Genomic DNA, 16489 nt, shown 5'->3' with positions numbered 1-16489 from the left:
CCTTTGACAATATATAGATAAACTATATCCATCATCCTTGTCTATATATTGTGAATTTGGAGGGCGAACTCTGTGAGTCGGCCTTCTTTTCATGAGGGACTCTGAATACCTTCTAACCATTTGGGAGTGGTTATGATGAGTGATCTATTGATGGATAGAATTCCCCCGCAAAATATAGAAGCGGAACAAGCCGTTTTAGGGGCTATTTTTTTAGAACCTTCTGCTTTGATCACCGCGTCGGAGATTTTAAGTCCTACTGATTTTTACCGAAGCGCCAACCAAAAAATTTTTAGTGTGATGCTGAAATTAAGTGATGAAGGAAAAGCGGTGGATGTGATTACCGTTACAGAAGAATTGGCTGCTTCCAACAATTTGGAGGATGTCGGCGGGGTAGCGTATTTGACTGAACTTGCCGGAAGCGTACCGACAGCCGCCAATATTGAATATTACGCTAAAATTGTTGAAGAAAAATCGTTGTTGAGAAGGTTAATTCGAACAGCGACAGAGATTGCCCAAGAAGGCTACACACGAGAAGACGATGTTGACGATCTGTTAAACGATGCGGAAAAAAGAATTATGGAAGTTGCCCAGAGAAAAAATACTTCTGGGTTTCACAATATAAAAGACGTACTCGTCCGGACGTATGACAATATTGAGATGCTTCATAATCGCAAAGGCGATGTAACCGGAATTCCGACTGGATTCGCTGAATTGGATCGGATGACCGCGGGATTCCAGCGCAGCGATTTAATTATTGTCGCCGCCCGTCCATCTGTCGGGAAAACGGCTTTTGCACTCAATATTGCCCAAAACGTCGCTACAAAGACCGATGAAAATGTAGCCATTTTCAGTTTGGAAATGGGGGCTGAGCAGCTCGTCATGCGGATGTTGTGTGCGGAAGGGAATATCAATGCCCAAAACTTGCGGACAGGGACATTGACGGAAGAAGATTGGCGAAAATTAACGATGGCAATGGGAAGCTTGTCCAATGCCGGCATTTTTATAGACGATACACCGGGCATTCGCATCAACGAAATTAGGGCCAAGTGCCGCCGTTTAAAACAAGAACATGGGCTTGGCATGATCGTCATTGATTATTTGCAGCTGATTCAAGGCAGCGGACGCTCTGGAGAAAACCGCCAGCAGGAAGTGTCGGAAATCTCCCGCTCGTTAAAAGCGTTGGCAAGAGAATTGGAAGTCCCTGTCATTGCTTTATCTCAGCTGTCTCGTGGAGTGGAACAGCGCCAGGATAAACGGCCGATGATGTCGGATATCCGTGAATCGGGAGCTATAGAGCAAGATGCCGATATTGTAGCTTTTTTGTATCGGGATGATTATTATGATAAAGAATCTGAGAATAAGAACATTATTGAAATCATCATTGCAAAGCAAAGAAACGGTCCTGTCGGCACTGTTCAACTGGCTTTTATAAAAGAATACAATAAATTTGTCAATTTGGAACGGCGGTATGATGAAGCTTCCATTCCGCCGGGAGCATAAGAGAGGCATATCTTCTGAAAAAATGCCTCTCTTTTTTTATGCAGTTAAATACTCTAATATTGAGATTTATTTTGGGTTTTAGAAAAAAAGTATTATTTGTGAATCATTAGGTATTGAAGGAATAAAACGAAATTAGCCAAATGGGGCCTTTTCGCTTGCTCTCTATTGTCATCACGGAATTTTTCTGCTCGTGAAAATGATTTTTACGAACGAAAACAATTTATATAAAAATAAATGTTCGGATTTTGAATTGACTAACAAGAGAAGATATTGGTAAAATAAAAAAGGTGCCAAAACTAAAAGTTCATCTTCCAAGTGATGGTGGTATCTTGAACATGGAAGTTGTTCAGACCGGGATCTCAAACATGACTTTTGAGTTTTCTGCCGGTTTAAACAATAGAAACGATAAAAGGACCTTGCGGAGGTGCGGAGAATGTCATCAGTAGTTGTGGTTGGAACCCAGTGGGGGGACGAAGGAAAAGGAAAAATAACGGACTTTTTGTCCGAGCATGCTGAAGTGGTTGCTCGCTACCAAGGAGGCAATAATGCCGGCCATACAGTCCGTGTGAATGGAGTGACATATAAACTTCATTTAATTCCCTCAGGGATTTTTTATAAAGAAAAAATATGCGTGATTGGAAACGGTGTGGTGATTGATCCAAAAGCGCTTGTTGAAGAGCTCAATTACTTGCGAGACCACGGTGTATCCACAGAAAACTTGCGTATTAGCGACCGGGCTCATGTGATCCTTCCTTATCATTTGAAGCTGGATGAAGTAGAAGAAGAGCGCAAAGGAGCCAACAAAATCGGTACGACGAAAAAAGGAATTGGTCCTGCTTACATGGATAAGGCGGCGCGAGTCGGCATTCGCATTGCGGATTTGCTGGATAGAGAAATATTTGAAGAAAAGCTTGCCCACAATTTGAAAGAAAAAAATCGTCTATTGGAACGTTTTTATGAAACAGAAGGCTTTAAATTGGAAGACATTTTAGATGAGTATTACGAATACGGACAGCAGATCAAAAAGTATGTGTGTGATACGTCCGTAGTATTAAACGATGCGATTGATGAAGGACGCCGTGTGCTTTTTGAAGGGGCTCAAGGAGTCATGCTCGATATCGACCAAGGTACATATCCGTTTGTGACATCTTCTAACCCGGTTGCTGGCGGTGTGACTATTGGATCTGGCGTAGGTCCGACTAAAATCAATCATGTTGTCGGTGTGTGCAAAGCCTATACATCCCGTGTTGGAGACGGTCCTTTTCCAACAGAACTGCATGATGAAATAGGCGACCATATTCGTGAAGTTGGCCGCGAGTATGGAACCACAACCGGCCGTCCGCGTCGTGTCGGCTGGTTTGATAGCGTAGTGGTACGTCATGCTCGCCGTGTCAGCGGCATAACGGATTTATCACTGAATTCGATCGATGTGCTGACAGGGTTAAAGACGGTAAAAATTTGCACTGCTTATCGGTATAAAGACCAAATATTGAGCCATTATCCTGCCAATTTGCGCGTGCTGTCAGAATGCGAACCGGTTTATGAAGAATTGCCAGGATGGACAGAAGATATTACCGGTTGTAAAACGTTGGATGAACTTCCGGAAAATGCTCGTCATTATGTGGAACGCATTTCGCAGTTGACCGGTATTCCTCTTTCCCTCTTTTCGGTCGGTCCAGATCGTTCGCAAACAAATGTGGTGCGCAGCGTCTGGTCGCAAAATTAAACAAAAATAGGCTGACTTCTAAAAGATTGGACTCCTCCGAAGTTTACGATATATGGAGATGATCAAAGCAGATTATCGAGTATATTGTGAAGGAGGAGTTCAAACTTTAGATGAGGTCAGCTTTTTTTTACATCCCATTCTTTTTTTCGACAAATCTTTTAAAAAGGTGTTGTCTAAATATCAAATGTTGTGTTATTATTAACAACGTCGCCGCTAATCATATCTTGAAAGATCATGCTCCCGGTGCGATTTCAGATACACAGTACAAACACCTATTGAAATTAGTCATTCGAGAGCGGGCGGCAAAAGGATGTTGGCAGCTTGAGCTGTTCATTGATGAAAAGACAGGACAAGCGGTTCTAGCCGTAATGATTAGGTTTCTTTGTCCAAACTTCTTTATACATAAGAAGCATTCACATTTAATAAAGAGCCATTAGCTCAGTCGGTAGAGCATCTGACTTTTAATCAGAGGGTCGGAGGTTCGAATCCTCCATGGCTCACCATTTCGGCCCGTTGGTCAAGTGGTTAAGACACCGCCCTTTCACGGCGGTAACACGGGTTCGAATCCCGTACGGGTCACTTGCCAGAAGAAAAGCTTCTTGCTGCCAACTTCCTTTCATGATGAATATTGGTCCCGTAGTGTAGCGGTTATCACGCCTGCCTGTCACGCAGGAGATCGCGGGTTCGATTCCCGTCGGGACCGCCATTTTCAAAAATTGAACTTTTGCTTTGTTTCGTCAAAATTTGGCGCGGCAATCGTTGAATGAATGCATGGACGAATGAATAAGCAGATCAAATTTTTTATTGCGGCTTGGTAGCTCAGTCGGTAGAGCAAAGGACTGAAAATCCTTGTGTCGGCGGTTCGATTCCGTCCCAAGCCACTCAAAGAAGCATTGCGATGACATATTGCTCTCGCAGTGCTTCTTTTTTCATATACCGCCGATGTCCATTTGACAACATTCAAATTCAGAAATGACGAATAGTGTTGATTTTTCCATCAACAGGTCGGATGAAAAGGTATCAAGAAAGTGTTAAAGTAATAAAAGACCTGTTCTATTTTACATTGAAATGATTTGATAATATATAAATTGTAGGATTCTCAATAAAAGAGGAGAGTAAGTATGCAAAAGAAAATTCTTGTTGTAGACGATGAAAAACCGATTGCAGATATATTGGAGTTTAATTTAAAAAAAGAAGGTTATGAAGTACATTGTGCTTATGATGGGGAAACAGCCATGCAAATGGTGGAGGATATCCAACCAGATATGATATTGCTTGATATTATGCTTCCGGGAAGAGACGGCATAGAAGTTTGCCGGGAAGTGCGGAAAAAATACGAAATGCCGATAATCATGTTGACGGCAAAGGATTCTGAGATTGACAAAGTTCTCGGTTTGGAATTGGGAGCCGACGACTATGTGACAAAACCATTCAGTACACGGGAATTATTAGCTCGTGTAAAAGCAAATCTGCGTCGCCATCAAAATGTGTCGACACAATCAAATGAAGAAGAGAATAACAGTGAGATTACGATTGGACCATTAGTCATTCATCCTGATGCATATGTTGTTTCAAAACGTGGAGAAACCATTGAATTGACGCATCGCGAGTTTGAACTGCTCCATTATTTGGCAAAACATATCGGCCAAGTTATGACCCGAGAGCATTTGCTTCAAACAGTTTGGGGATACGATTATTACGGGGATGTTCGGACAGTAGACGTCACCATCCGACGCTTGCGTGAAAAAATTGAAGATAATCCAAGCCACCCGACATGGATTGTCACACGTCGTGGAGTAGGTTATTATTTGCGTACTCCGGATCAGGAGTAGAATTCGATGAAAAAAGTTGGTTTTTTTCGCTCAATCCGGGTCAAATTTGTTGTGATCTATGTCCTCTTGATTTTGTTTGCCACGCAGGTGATCGGCGTTTATTTTGCCCGTGAACTGGAAACAAAACTTGTCACCAATTTTAAAAACTCATTGAAGGAACGAGTCGACTTACTAGAGTATAATTTGCGCGAAGAAATGCTCAAAGACCGGAATGAAAATTCGGCGATATTAGAAAAAGACATTCGCAAAATTTTGGGGGATTTTGCAGCTTCTGACGTGTCAGAAGTGCGAGTGATTGATAACCACAATCGGATTATCGGGACTTCTGATCCTAACAACCAAGGAATTGTCGGACAAAGAACAACAGAGCTGGCGGTCAAGAGAACGCTTGCTGTCGGTTCGGAAGAAGACAAGATATATTTGGATCAGCAGACCCACAACCGCATTTGGGTGTATACTTCCCCCATTGTCTCCAATAAAGAGGTAATCGGGGCCGTCTATCTGGTTGCCAAAATTGAAAATGTCTTTAAACAAATGAATGAAATTAAACAAATCTTTATATCAGGAACCATCATCGCTTTATTGATAACTGCTTTTCTCGGTATTTTGATTGCCAATACGATTACAAAACCGATTACTGAAATGAGGCGGCAGGCCCTTGCAATGGGAAAAGGGAATTTTTCGAGAAAAGTAAAAGTATATGGCAATGATGAAATCGGTCAGCTGGCGATAACGTTTAATAATATGACAAAACGTTTGCAAGAAGCCCAAGCTTCCACTGAAAGCGAGAGAAGAAAATTATCTTCCGTATTATCTTATATGACAGACGGTGTCATTGCGACCGACAGAAGAGGGCGCGTTATTTTAATCAACAAGCCGGCTACTGAAATGTTGAATGTTTCACGTGAAACAATAATGTCCGAATCGATTGTCACTCTGCTTCATTTAGAGGGCCAATATGAATTCGAGGACTTACTGAATATGAAAGATTCCATTAATCTCGATTTCAGCACGAAAGATCGTCCTTATATTTTAAGAGCCAATTTTTCGATTTTACAAAAAGAAACCGGGTTTTTAAACGGACTGATTGTCGTTCTGCATGATATTACAGAACAAGAAGAAATCGAAATGGAACGTAAAGAGTTTGTCGCCAATGTGTCTCATGAATTGAGAACTCCATTAACCACCATGCGAAGCTATTTAGAAGCGCTGGCAGATGGAGCGTGGAAAGATCCGGAAATTGCACCGCGTTTTTTAGAAGTCGCGCAAAATGAAACAGAACGAATGATTCGGCTTGTTAATGATCTTCTTCAGCTTTCAAAAATGGACAATACCGATTTTAAACTGGAAAAAGAAGAACTAGATTTTGTGAAGTTTTTCCATAGAATTATTGATCGTTTTGAAATGACGAAAGAGCAGCATGTCGTTTTTGAAAGAAAACTTCCAAACTATCCGTTATATGTCGAGTTTGATCCGGACAAATTGACTCAAGTGCTGGACAACATTATTTCCAACGCCTTGAAATATTCTCCGGAAGGCGGTCAAATTACTTTCAAGGCGGAAGAAAAGAATCATTATATTGAGGTCAGCATTAAAGACCAAGGAATGGGTATACCGAAAAAGAACTTGGATAAGATTTTTGAGCGTTTTTACCGGGTGGATAAAGCACGTTCTCGTAAAATGGGAGGAACAGGACTGGGACTGGCAATCGCTAAACAGTTGATCACTGCTCATGGCGGAAAAATTTGGGCGACCAGTGTGGAAGGAAAAGGTACGACTATTTATTTGACGTTGCCATATGAACCATCAGAAGAGGAAGATTGGTCATGAAGAAGTATGAAAACATCAAATCCGTCATTTTAGCAGTGTTGGTGGTTGCCAGCGCGATTTTAACGTGGAACATATGGACGTATCAGCCGGATTATGAGACGATTAACAATCACTATTTATATGAAGTGGAGATCAGCGAAAATCGCGATGCTTCCAGTTTAATTAAACCTGTCAAGATCATCTTCCATAAAGAGGGTGCACATTACGGCACTGTGAATGAGCGAGATATCGATACCATGATGAAGGAATTGATGAAGTGGAAATTTTATGATTTCCGCAATGTATCTCGCTATTTCAACCAGAAGGAACTGCAAAGGCTGGTCAATGGAAACGGCCGAGTGGATATTGAATATTCGGCACAAGTTCCGCTCAAAATGTATCAAAATGTACTGCACTTTGAAGATAAGAAATTGCCCAACGGCACTTTTGATCATATTATTTTGAACGATATGAACACGGCTGGAAGTGAGGCAACGGTCTATTTCGTATCTGTTCATAACAAAGCTGTTTATAAAACCACAATCGCTTCCAGTCAACTGAAAGAATGGAAAAAAATTTATCTAACCAAAGTCAATGACAAGAAGGAATACAGCGCCTATAAGTTTAAAACCGGCACCGTTTACTTGCCGAAAGAAAAAACAACGATGATTCGTTATAAATATATTCCCGATTTTATAGAAACCGAAAAATTTAAAGATGCCCTCTTTAGCGATCCCCATTTTGTGAAAAAGAATGTCAATTCCGAAGGGGAAGAATATACGGATGGTTCGAGTTTGATGAGGGTCAATTACACCAATAATATGATGTTTTATGTCAACCCTGCCCAGGAAGCGGAACTGGGCCATATATCCGATCTGAATGATTTAATAGGGAAAAGCATTCAATTTGTGAATGAACATGGCGGCTGGACAGATAAATATCGCTATTTTGACAGCGACTTGAAGGAGTCAAAGATTGTGTATCGGCTTTTCGTGAATGGGTATCCCGTTTTTAATGAAAATGGAATGGCGGAAATTCAGCAATATTGGGGAAAAGAGAAAATTTATAAATATGAGCGCCCTTACTTTACTCTTAATATTTCACTGCCATCGGAAACTGTGGAAATCACGTTGCCGTCTGCTCAGGAGGCGTTGGATTTTCTTTCCAAACAGCCGGATTTTAATCCGGATTTACTGGAGGATATGGAAATTGGCTACCAATTAATCCATAGTCCAAAAACCCCTAAAATATTGATCTTGGAGCCGGCTTGGTACTATAAGTACGGCGAGTCATGGTTCCCGCTCACGAATAAAAATTCGGGAGGAGGGAATCAAAGTGGATTGGAGTAAAACGAAAACCATTTTTATTTTTGTTTTTTTCATACTCGATATTTTTTTGCTGACGGTTTTTTTGAACAAACATTCGGCCAGCCAATTTGATATTATCGAAGAATCGTCTATTCAAGACAAACTAAAAAACGATGATATTAAATACGATAAGCTGCCGGGCGAGGTGGGGAAACCCCCTCTGATTACTGCCAAAGCCAAAACATTTACCAAAAAAGAAGTAGCCGGATTGAATAAACAAAAAGCAGCGTTGACGAGCGATCAAACGATGATCGTTTCCCATTTGGATAAATCGATTCCTTTAGATAAAGATTGGAAGGAAAATCTAAAGAAGTTTGTAAAAGAAGAAGTGTTGTATGGAGATCATTATGAATATTGGGGTTACGACAAGGATCAAAACCAAATCATTTTTTCTCAAGTATTCAAAGGAAATAAGCTTTTTAAAAACGGCAGCGGGCAGATATTGTTTGAAGTAAATGACAACAATGAAATTGATTCTTATGAACAGACCATGCTGGAAGAAATCGAAGAAAATAATAAAGAAAGCGTCCTTCCGGCAACGCAAGCAGTCAATAATTTATATAAAAATGGAATGCTGAAGCCGAACAGTACGATTAAAAAAGCCGAACTCGGCTATTATACGTTGGTTCAGCTAACGGAGTCTCAAGTTCTTTCCCCTACTTGGCATTTTGCCATCGAACATAGAGGAAAAGTGAACCATCTATTTGTCAACGCTTTTGATGGCTCTATTCAGCAAACAGATAAAGAATGAATTGGGAGAGGATACCATGGCCATTCAATTTAGTGTACTTGCCAGCGGAAGCACTGGAAATGCCATTTACGTAGAAACAGATAAGCATTCGTTTTTAGTCGATGCAGGTTTAAGCGGAAAGCAAATGGAAGGATTATTTTCGAAAATAGGCCGCAATATTCGCGATTTGACCGGTATTTTGGTCACGCATGAACACAGCGACCATATTAAAGGCTTGGGAGTGCTGGCCCGCAAATACCAGCTTCCGATTTATGCGAATGAAAAAACATGGAGAGCGTTGGAAGGGCTGGTCGGAGAAATCCCTACTGACCAAAAATTTGTGTTTGAAATGGAATCGGTTCAGACATTCGGAGACTGCGACATTGAGTCTTTTGGGGTATCCCACGACGCAGCGGAGCCGATGTTTTATATTTTCCATCATGAAGGAAAAAAACTAGCTTTAATTACCGATACCGGATATGTAAGCGACCGCATGAAAGGAACGATCCGGAATGCCGATGTGTTTGTTTTTGAAAGCAATCATGATGTGGAAATGCTGCGGATGGGGAAATATCCTTGGAACATTAAACGGAGAATTTTGAGCGATGTGGGACACGTATCCAACGAAGACGCCGCTTTGGCTATGAGTGAAGTCATCGGCGATCGGACAAAACAAATCTATCTTGCTCACCTCAGTCAAGACAATAACATGAAAGAACTGGCAAGAATGAGCGTTTCTCAAACACTGGAACAGCGCGGGATCGTTGTTGGAGAGCAAGTGAGGCTGATGGATACCGATCCTAAAATCCCGACGACTTTGACGGCAGTATAAAGCAACACTTTTCATAGCGCCAGATGTATTAGATTCTTTTTCACTTCCTTGTTTTGTACATTTTTCTTTATAACCGATGATAGGGTTCTGTCGGCAAAGAACTTTTTCATTGAAACGGTGCTTCGAGAAGCAAGCTTATTGCCTAGTGTGAACGGCTTCTTTATAGATTCCTGGTCAAGAAATAGATCTGGATCAGCTTATGAGCATATCATAAGCCGCAAAGATTCCGTTGCCTTTTTCGACAGCTAGAGCCTAATACATAACGACCCGTCCTATTTTTGGGATGGGAAAGGCAAATCGCTTTGTGAATATTCCGATATTGTTTAAAATAAAAGCGGATGTTTTCATCCTTTTTTCACTATGAGGGGTTATTCTTATAGGAAAAAAGGAAGAATAAACTAACAGGTGAAAGCGATAAGAGAAAGGATGATAGGCAATGGGCTTTTACGATGAGGACCCGGCTCAAAAAAAGACAGGCCGAGGAAAAGGAGGCTATTTTTTAGCCAGCCTAGCTGGGCTTATTGTGGGAGCGCTCTTGGTCCTTATAGCGCTGCCGAGATTAACGGATCAATCTATTTTGAACAGTGGCACGGGTACAGACAATACCGAAACGAATCAAACAGTCCGTCATAAAAAAGTATCGGTGAATGTGACAACGGATGTGACGAAAGCGGTCAGCAAGGCAAAGGATGCCGTTGTTGGAATTAGCAACATTCAATCAACCAGCTTTTGGGATACAGGAGAAACGAAATCAGAAGAAGCTGGATCTGGTTCAGGTGTGATTTATAAAAAAGTGGGAAACCGTGCTTTTATCGTCACCAACTATCACGTCATTGAAGGGGCTGAAAAATTGGAAGTCACCCTGGCAGACGGCACAAAAGTTCCAGCCAAAGTCCGCGGTGGGGATATATGGACGGATTTGGCCGTTCTTGAAATTGACGGTTCGCACGTGAAGAAAGTGGCGGAATTTGGCGATTCCAGTGCTTTAAAACAAGGAGAACCGGTTATCGCTATCGGAAACCCGCTTGGACTGGAATTTTCCGGTTCTGTTACCGAAGGAATTGTGTCTGGGCTTGAACGAACCGTTCCGGTCGATATCGATCAAGACGGCGTAGAAGATTGGCAAGCAGAAGTTATTCAAACGGATGCAGCCATCAACCCAGGAAACAGCGGCGGCGCTTTGATCAATCTAGCTGGTCAAGTGGTGGGAATCAATTCGATGAAAATTTCCCAAGAAGCAGTGGAAGGCATCGGATTTTCCATTCCAATCAATTACGCTGAGCCAATTATAAGCTCCCTTGAAAAGTACGGGAAAATACAACGTCCGGCAATGGGTGTAACCTTAAGGAATGTAAACGAAATTTCCGCCTACCATCAACAAGAAACATTGAAATTGCCGAGCAATGTGAAAGATGGCGTCATGATCGAACAAGTCTTGCCTAATTCACCGGCAGATAAAGCTGGATTAAAGGAATTAGATGTCATTGTTCAGCTGGATGATCAAAAGATCCATGACATTCTCGGACTACGCAAATACCTGTATAACAATAAGAAAACGGGAGACACCATCACAGTCAAATTTTATCGGGAAGGAAAACTGAAAACGACAACTGTAAAATTAACAAGTGAGAATTCCTTCTAAATTCTGAAGCAAAGGGGCGAAATCCATTTCCGCTCTTTTTTACTGATAATGGACTTTCCGGCACTTCATGAGTTTTGATCGGGTTATTAGAAGGGGGATACTATTGTTTCGCACAGCTTTTATTCGATAGGACGCTCATTCTTTTTTTCGTTTGTTGAAGTGAAAGGCCTGTCGAAAAAGGTTTTTGGACACGCCGGCAATGGTTTAAACTATGGACAAAAAGCATTTTTAGAGGAGGGGATTCAAATGATTTATTGTTGTGAAGAACATGTGGAATTGGCATTAGAAATTGCCATTGACGAGCATGGAACGGCTCCGAACATGGAGAAACTGCCGGAGGAGCAACAATTGTCAACAACCTGTGAATATTGTCAAAACCGGGCGATATATGTTGTGGCAAACTAATATTCCCCTACAATATGTGGATAAAAAATGTGGATATGTGGATAAGTGCTGTGAATAACTTGTTTGTAAAGTGAGGAGAAAGTGTGAATATCTCAATTGTCACGGTCGGTAAATTAAAGGAAAAGTATTTAAAACAAGGAATCGAAGAATATTTAAAACGGCTGTCCGCTTATGCAAAAGTGGAAATCATCGAAGTAGCGGACGAGAAAGCTCCGGAAACATTAAGTGAATCGGAAATGGAGCAAGTCAAACAAAAAGAAGGCGAACGCATCTTGGCAAAACTTCATCCGGACACTCATGTCATCGCTCTTGCCATCGAGGGGAAAATGTACACATCGGAACAATTTTCTGCCCACATCGATCAGCTCGCTACATACGGTAAAAGCAAAATTGCTTTTATCATCGGAGGCTCTCTTGGATTAAGTAGCCAAGTGCTAAAAAGAGCCGACGAAACCATCTCCTTTTCTAAAATGACCTTCCCTCATCAGCTCATGCGCCTCATTTTACTCGAACAAGTGTATCGAGCGTTTCGGATTATGAGAGGTGAACCGTACCATAAATAGTGGTAAATCCAAAGTATATAGGTAACTGTAAATAAGGAGAAATGGAAAAGGTTATTGGATAGGGTTATATTTATTTGGGAACTTCGGAGCAATAAAAGTTCTCTGCTTATTCAACTAAAGCTCCTTGTTACTTCAATAATTATTCATATATAAATAGTATTCGGAATTCGTCGTGATAATGGTTGCTTATTCAATATCGGTCAAGAAATCTATTACTAAGAATGAAAATTAGAAAGATCATTAATAAAAATCTTAAGAACATCCATTTCTTGCAAACAGGAAAATTTTAAAAGCGTGAATTGAAAAAACGCCAAAGAAATAATGATTCTTTGGCGTTTTAAAATGGTGTTGTGTCCCGACCATCTTAATTTCTGATAAGGTAATCGAATGCTCCTAAAGCTGCATTAGCTCCTGAACCCATTGAAATAATGATCTGTTTGTACGGGTTATTTGTACAATCTCCAGCAGCAAAGACTCCAGGGATATTTGTAGCTCCATGCTTATCTACAATAATTTCACCAAAGCGTGTACGTTCAACCGTTCCTTCTAACCAATCAGTATTTGGTACAAGTCCGATTTGCACAAATACACCTTGTAATTCGATGTGTTTCTCTACCCCTGTGTCACGCTCAACGTAGGTAATACCGTTGACATTGTCTATACCGGTAATTTCTTTTGTTTGAACGTTCTTTAAGACTGTTACATTTGGGAGGCTATATAGGCGTTTTTGTAATACGTCATCAGCTTTTAGTTCTGGCATAAACTCTAGTAGTGTTACATGCTTCACAATACCTGCGAGATCAATCGCTGCCTCAACACCAGAATTGCCTCCACCAATAACTGCTACATGTTTACCTTCGAACAATGGACCGTCACAATGAGGACAATAGGCTACACCTTTGTTTTTAAATTCTTGTTCACCAGGCACACCAAGATTGCGCCAACGAGCCCCTGTTGCAATGATAACACTTTTACTCTTTAGAATTGCACCATTTTCAAGTTCAACTTCGAAAAGGTCATTCTTTTCTAAGCGAATAGCACGCTGTAAATTCATCACATCAACATCATACTCTTTCACATGCTCTTCAAGACCTGCAACGAGCTTAGGCCCCTCAGTATGTTTGACACTGATAAAATTTTCAATGCTCATTGTGTCAAGGACCTGTCCGCCAAAACGTTCAGCAACAATACCTGTACGAATTCCCTTACGTGCTGCATAGATGGCTGCACTCGCTCCGGCTGGGCCGCCTCCAATGACAAGCACATCATATGGTTCTTTAGTCGACAGTTCTTCTGTACTTGGACCATTGCCTAACTTGGAAAGGATTTCTTCAAGAGTCATACGACCACCACTAAAGAACTCACCGTTTAAGAATACAGATGGAACTGCCATCACGTTTTTGCTTTCAGCCTCTTCTTTGAAGGCTGCTCCATCGATCATTGTGTGGGTAATACCAGGATTGAGAATACTCATAATGTTTAGTGCTTGAACGACATCTGGACAGTTGTGACAACTTAGGCTAACGAAGGTTTCAAAGTGATATTCGCCTTTAATGTTTTTGATTTTATCAATGAGACTTTGATCGATTTTTGGTGGTCTCCCACTAACTTGTAGTAAAGCTAGCACTAACGACGTAAATTCGTGGCCTAAAGGAACACCAGCAAAAATGACACCTGTGTCTTCGCCTAAACGGTTCACACTAAAGCTCGGTGTTCTCGTTAATTGAGTTTTCTCGATCGTAATTTTAGATGACATGGAAGCTAGCTCATTGACAAGAGCTAGCATATCCTTCGATACGTCATTAGAACCTGCACTTACTTTAATCACGATATCGTCTTCCATAAGTTGAAGGTACTGGTTTAACTGTGCTTTAATATCTGCTTCAAGGACCATTTCTCAATCGAACTCCTTAAATTTTTCCTACAAGATCTATGCTTGGTTTAAGGGTTTCTGCTCCTTCCTGCCATTTTGCAGGGCAAACTTCACCCGGATTATTGCGCACATATTGTGCAGCCTTAATTTTATTAATAAGAGTACTTGCATCACGACCGATGCCATCTGCGTTAATTTCAACAGCTTGAATAACTCCATCCGGATCGATGATAAAAGTACCACGATCAGCAAGACCTTCTTTTTCGTTTAGTACCTCAAAGTTGCGAGAGATAGTTTGTGAAGGGTCACCAATCATTGCGTACTGAATTTTTCCAATTGTTTCTGAGCTATCGTGCCACCCTTTGTGTGTATAGTGAGTATCCGTTGAGATGGAGTACACTTCAACACCAAGTTTCTTTAGTTCCTCGTAATGATTTTGAAGATCTTCAAGTTCTGTTGGGCACACAAATGAAAAGTCCGCAGGATAAAAGCAAAATACACTCCATTGACCTAATAGGCTTTCATCTGTAACATCAATAAACTCACCATTTTTATAAGCTTTTGCTTTGAATGGTTTTACTTTAGTTCCAATTAGTGACATAGTAAATATTCCTCCTTTATGACAGTAAATTAAAATTATTATAATTACAAATTTATTATTATATAATATTTCATTTTTGTAAAGAGAAAAGATTTTTTAATAGAAGTTATTGAAAAAGAAAATTAATTTGTGTTAACTTTATATCGATTTATTTACTATTGGGTAAGTTTGATGAGCTGGATATCCAGAAACAATTAGATATGATTCAATTAAACATAGCTGCCCTAACTGAATGGTACCGTCAAGAATTTTGTGTTATGTAAGATAGATAGGGTATCTCTGAAATGGATTTGGAATGGATAGGGGTTCGATTTCCTCCACACAGGAGACTGAATATTCAGTCTCCTGTGTGGAAAGGGAGAATCCCTTTATTTTGTTCGTTTACAATATTTGGTTAGTTATAACGTTTTTCAAACATTTGTTGAAGGGTTTCATAGGCTTCAGCAAATCCTCGTAATTTTCGTCCTGCCCATTTCTCATTAAAATCTTGGATGGTCAAATACACGACTTTTTCAGCGGCTTCTAAACTACTCAAACTGTTCATCGGCTTTAGACGTTTCCGAATCTCTTTGATCGTTCGTTCAATGGCATTGGTCGTGTAAATCACACTTCGAATACTGCTTGGATAATCCATAAATGTAAGGAGGACATCCAACTCATTGGCCCAAGATTGAACTTCTCTCGGATACTTGTTCGACCATTTCGACTCAAACTGTTGAAACATCTGTAACGCAATCTCCTTATTCGGTGCGCGATAAATCAGTTTGAGATCCTCTGCCACTTCAAATTGATCTTTTTTCCGAACACGATTTAGGGTGTTGCGGACTTTGTGAACGACACAGCGCTGCACATCGGCTTTCGGATACACCGCCTTAAAGGCTTCCTCCAGCCCCGGTAGTCCATCGAATACGCCCAGAAGCACTTCCTTGACGCCTCTTTTGTAGAGCTGTTGGAGAATCTCCCGCCATCCATAGGCGCTTTCTTGTCCTCCCACGAAGAAATCCAGAATTTCTCGATACCCTTCTTCATTCACTCCTAACACCACATAAATGACTTCTTTCTCTACCGTATCGCGGCGAAGTTTCACGTACAAGCCGTCCAAATATAAGACAGAATAACGTTTGGATAGTGGACGATGGTGCCATTTCTCGATGTCTTCCTTCACTACATCGGTCATACGGCTGATCGTTGCAGGAGAATAGGCATTGCCTAAAATTCGTTCAATAAACTTGCCAATTTCACGCGTACTCATGCCACTTTGATACATCCTGATGATGGCTTCCTCGAGCCAGCCCGTATGGCGTTGGTAAGGGGCAAACAGCTGCGTTTGAAATTCCCCGTTTCGGTCTCTTGGAACAGAAAGTCCTTCGATACGACCATACTGCGTGTCTAGGTTTCGATGGTAATAGCCGTTTCTTCTATTCGACGTTCCCTCTTGTTCCATTTCGAGGAAAGTCTGGATTTCTTCCTTCATGATCAGCTCTAATTTTTCCTTTACAAACTCACGAATAACGTTTTCCAGTTGATTCATCCAATCTATATTCGATATACTTTTAGACATAGGTAGGGTACTCCTTTCTCTAAGATTTTTGCCAAATCAGAGAATACC

13 protein-coding genes and 4 tRNA genes are annotated in these 16489 nt (G+C 40.9%); 14 read left to right on the top strand and 3 right to left on the bottom strand.

The features are described from left to right. The first annotated feature begins 135 nt into the window (after positions 1 to 135). The 14 genes from dnaB to rlmH all read left to right on the top strand — a co-directional run bounded on the left by dnaB (position 136) and on the right by rlmH (position 12406). Entirely contained in the window at positions 136 to 1500 is a 1365-nt protein-coding gene (dnaB, locus tag N1I86_RS08620; RefSeq protein ID WP_003353446.1) for a replicative DNA helicase, read from the top strand. Positions 1501 to 1933: 433 nt separating this feature from the next. Beyond that, positions 1934 to 3226, top strand: coding sequence for an adenylosuccinate synthase (locus tag N1I86_RS08615; RefSeq protein ID WP_003353447.1), 1293 nt, complete (start codon positions 1934 to 1936; stop codon positions 3224 to 3226). A gap of 427 nt (positions 3227 to 3653) precedes the next feature. Further along, a tRNA-Lys gene (locus tag N1I86_RS08610) sits at positions 3654 to 3729 on the top strand. A gap of 4 nt (positions 3730 to 3733) precedes the next feature. After that, positions 3734 to 3805 (top strand) — tRNA-Glu (locus N1I86_RS08605). Positions 3806 to 3856: 51 nt separating this feature from the next. Then, positions 3857 to 3932 (top strand) — tRNA-Asp (locus N1I86_RS08600). A 102-nt stretch (positions 3933 to 4034) separates the two neighbouring features. Beyond that, positions 4035 to 4107: transfer RNA gene (locus N1I86_RS08595), tRNA-Phe, on the top strand. Positions 4108 to 4347: 240 nt separating this feature from the next. Beyond that, the gene (gene yycF / locus N1I86_RS08590; protein ID WP_003353449.1) at positions 4348 to 5058 is read left to right on the top strand and encodes a response regulator YycF; all 711 of its coding nucleotides are present in this window, start codon (positions 4348 to 4350) and stop codon (positions 5056 to 5058) included. Between the two features lie 6 nt (positions 5059 to 5064). After that, positions 5065 to 6888: a cell wall metabolism sensor histidine kinase WalK gene (walK, locus tag N1I86_RS08585; RefSeq protein ID WP_341095941.1), complete on the top strand. Its 1824-nt coding sequence runs from the start codon at positions 5065 to 5067 to the stop codon at positions 6886 to 6888. Beyond that, positions 6885 to 8216, top strand: a complete 1332-nt coding sequence (locus N1I86_RS08580) for a YycH family regulatory protein (RefSeq protein WP_341095938.1) — start codon at positions 6885 to 6887, stop codon at positions 8214 to 8216. Before walK ends, N1I86_RS08580 begins: the two co-directional genes overlap by 4 nt. Beyond that, on the top strand, positions 8203 to 8985 hold the full coding sequence (locus N1I86_RS08575) for a two-component system regulatory protein YycI (RefSeq protein ID WP_341095937.1): 783 nt from the start codon (positions 8203 to 8205) through the stop codon (positions 8983 to 8985). Before N1I86_RS08580 ends, N1I86_RS08575 begins: the two co-directional genes overlap by 14 nt. A 16-nt stretch (positions 8986 to 9001) precedes the next feature. Further along, entirely contained in the window at positions 9002 to 9796 is a 795-nt protein-coding gene (locus N1I86_RS08570) for an MBL fold metallo-hydrolase (protein WP_341095935.1), read from the top strand. 436 nt (positions 9797 to 10232) lie between these two features. Beyond that, positions 10233 to 11438 carry a S1C family serine protease gene (locus N1I86_RS08565; RefSeq protein WP_341095933.1) on the top strand — a complete coding sequence of 402 codons (1206 nt, stop codon included), beginning with the start codon at positions 10233 to 10235 and terminating at the stop codon, positions 11436 to 11438. 246 nt (positions 11439 to 11684) lie between these two features. Beyond that, positions 11685 to 11843, top strand: coding sequence for a CxxH/CxxC protein (locus N1I86_RS08560; RefSeq protein WP_003353458.1), 159 nt, complete (start codon positions 11685 to 11687; stop codon positions 11841 to 11843). Positions 11844 to 11926: 83 nt separating this feature from the next. Further along, a complete protein-coding gene (gene rlmH, locus N1I86_RS08555; protein WP_341095930.1) occupies positions 11927 to 12406 on the top strand; it encodes a 23S rRNA (pseudouridine(1915)-N(3))-methyltransferase RlmH in 480 nt (159 codons plus the stop codon). 364 nt (positions 12407 to 12770) lie between these two features. Here rlmH and ahpF read toward each other — a convergent pair whose 3' ends face one another. The 3 genes from ahpF to N1I86_RS08540 all read right to left on the bottom strand — a co-directional run bounded on the left by ahpF (position 12771) and on the right by N1I86_RS08540 (position 16441). After that, positions 12771 to 14300: an alkyl hydroperoxide reductase subunit F gene (gene ahpF / locus N1I86_RS08550; RefSeq protein ID WP_003353461.1), complete on the bottom strand. Its 1530-nt coding sequence runs from the start codon at positions 14298 to 14300 to the stop codon at positions 12771 to 12773. Positions 14301 to 14316: 16 nt separating this feature from the next. Then, positions 14317 to 14880 carry an alkyl hydroperoxide reductase subunit C gene (gene ahpC / locus N1I86_RS08545; RefSeq protein ID WP_003353463.1) on the bottom strand — a complete coding sequence of 188 codons (564 nt, stop codon included), beginning with the start codon at positions 14878 to 14880 and terminating at the stop codon, positions 14317 to 14319. A gap of 394 nt (positions 14881 to 15274) precedes the next feature. After that, the gene (locus N1I86_RS08540) at positions 15275 to 16441 is read right to left on the bottom strand and encodes an IS256 family transposase (protein ID WP_341095220.1); all 1167 of its coding nucleotides are present in this window, start codon (positions 16439 to 16441) and stop codon (positions 15275 to 15277) included. Between the last annotated feature and the right edge of the window lie 48 nt (positions 16442 to 16489).

It is taken from the genome of Bacillus sp. FSL W8-0116 (genome assembly GCF_038003825.1).
Taxonomy (GTDB): domain Bacteria; phylum Bacillota; class Bacilli; order Bacillales; family DSM-4216; genus Bacillus_O; species Bacillus_O smithii.
The sequence above is the reverse complement of the archived record's forward strand: the minus strand, read 5'-3'. Positions and strand labels throughout refer to the sequence as shown.

What these genes read in the sequence shown, in the direction of transcription:
- walK (WP_341095941.1), top strand. Translation starts at nt 5,065, where the DNA reads ATGAAAAAAGTTGGTTTTTTTCGCTCAATCCGGGTCAAATTTGTTGTG.
- dnaB (WP_003353446.1), top strand. Translation starts at nt 136, where the DNA reads ATGAGTGATCTATTGATGGATAGAATTCCCCCGCAAAATATAGAAGCG.
- N1I86_RS08565 (WP_341095933.1), top strand. Translation starts at nt 10,233, where the DNA reads ATGGGCTTTTACGATGAGGACCCGGCTCAAAAAAAGACAGGCCGAGGA.
- N1I86_RS08560 (WP_003353458.1), top strand. Translation starts at nt 11,685, where the DNA reads ATGATTTATTGTTGTGAAGAACATGTGGAATTGGCATTAGAAATTGCC.
- yycF (WP_003353449.1), top strand. Translation starts at nt 4,348, where the DNA reads ATGCAAAAGAAAATTCTTGTTGTAGACGATGAAAAACCGATTGCAGAT.
- N1I86_RS08540 (WP_341095220.1), bottom strand. Translation starts at nt 16,441, where the DNA reads ATGTCTAAAAGTATATCGAATATAGATTGGATGAATCAACTGGAAAAC.
- N1I86_RS08580 (WP_341095938.1), top strand. Translation starts at nt 6,885, where the DNA reads ATGAAGAAGTATGAAAACATCAAATCCGTCATTTTAGCAGTGTTGGTG.
- ahpC (WP_003353463.1), bottom strand. Translation starts at nt 14,880, where the DNA reads ATGTCACTAATTGGAACTAAAGTAAAACCATTCAAAGCAAAAGCTTAT.
- N1I86_RS08570 (WP_341095935.1), top strand. Translation starts at nt 9,002, where the DNA reads ATGGCCATTCAATTTAGTGTACTTGCCAGCGGAAGCACTGGAAATGCC.
- N1I86_RS08615 (WP_003353447.1), top strand. Translation starts at nt 1,934, where the DNA reads ATGTCATCAGTAGTTGTGGTTGGAACCCAGTGGGGGGACGAAGGAAAA.
- ahpF (WP_003353461.1), bottom strand. Translation starts at nt 14,300, where the DNA reads ATGGTCCTTGAAGCAGATATTAAAGCACAGTTAAACCAGTACCTTCAA.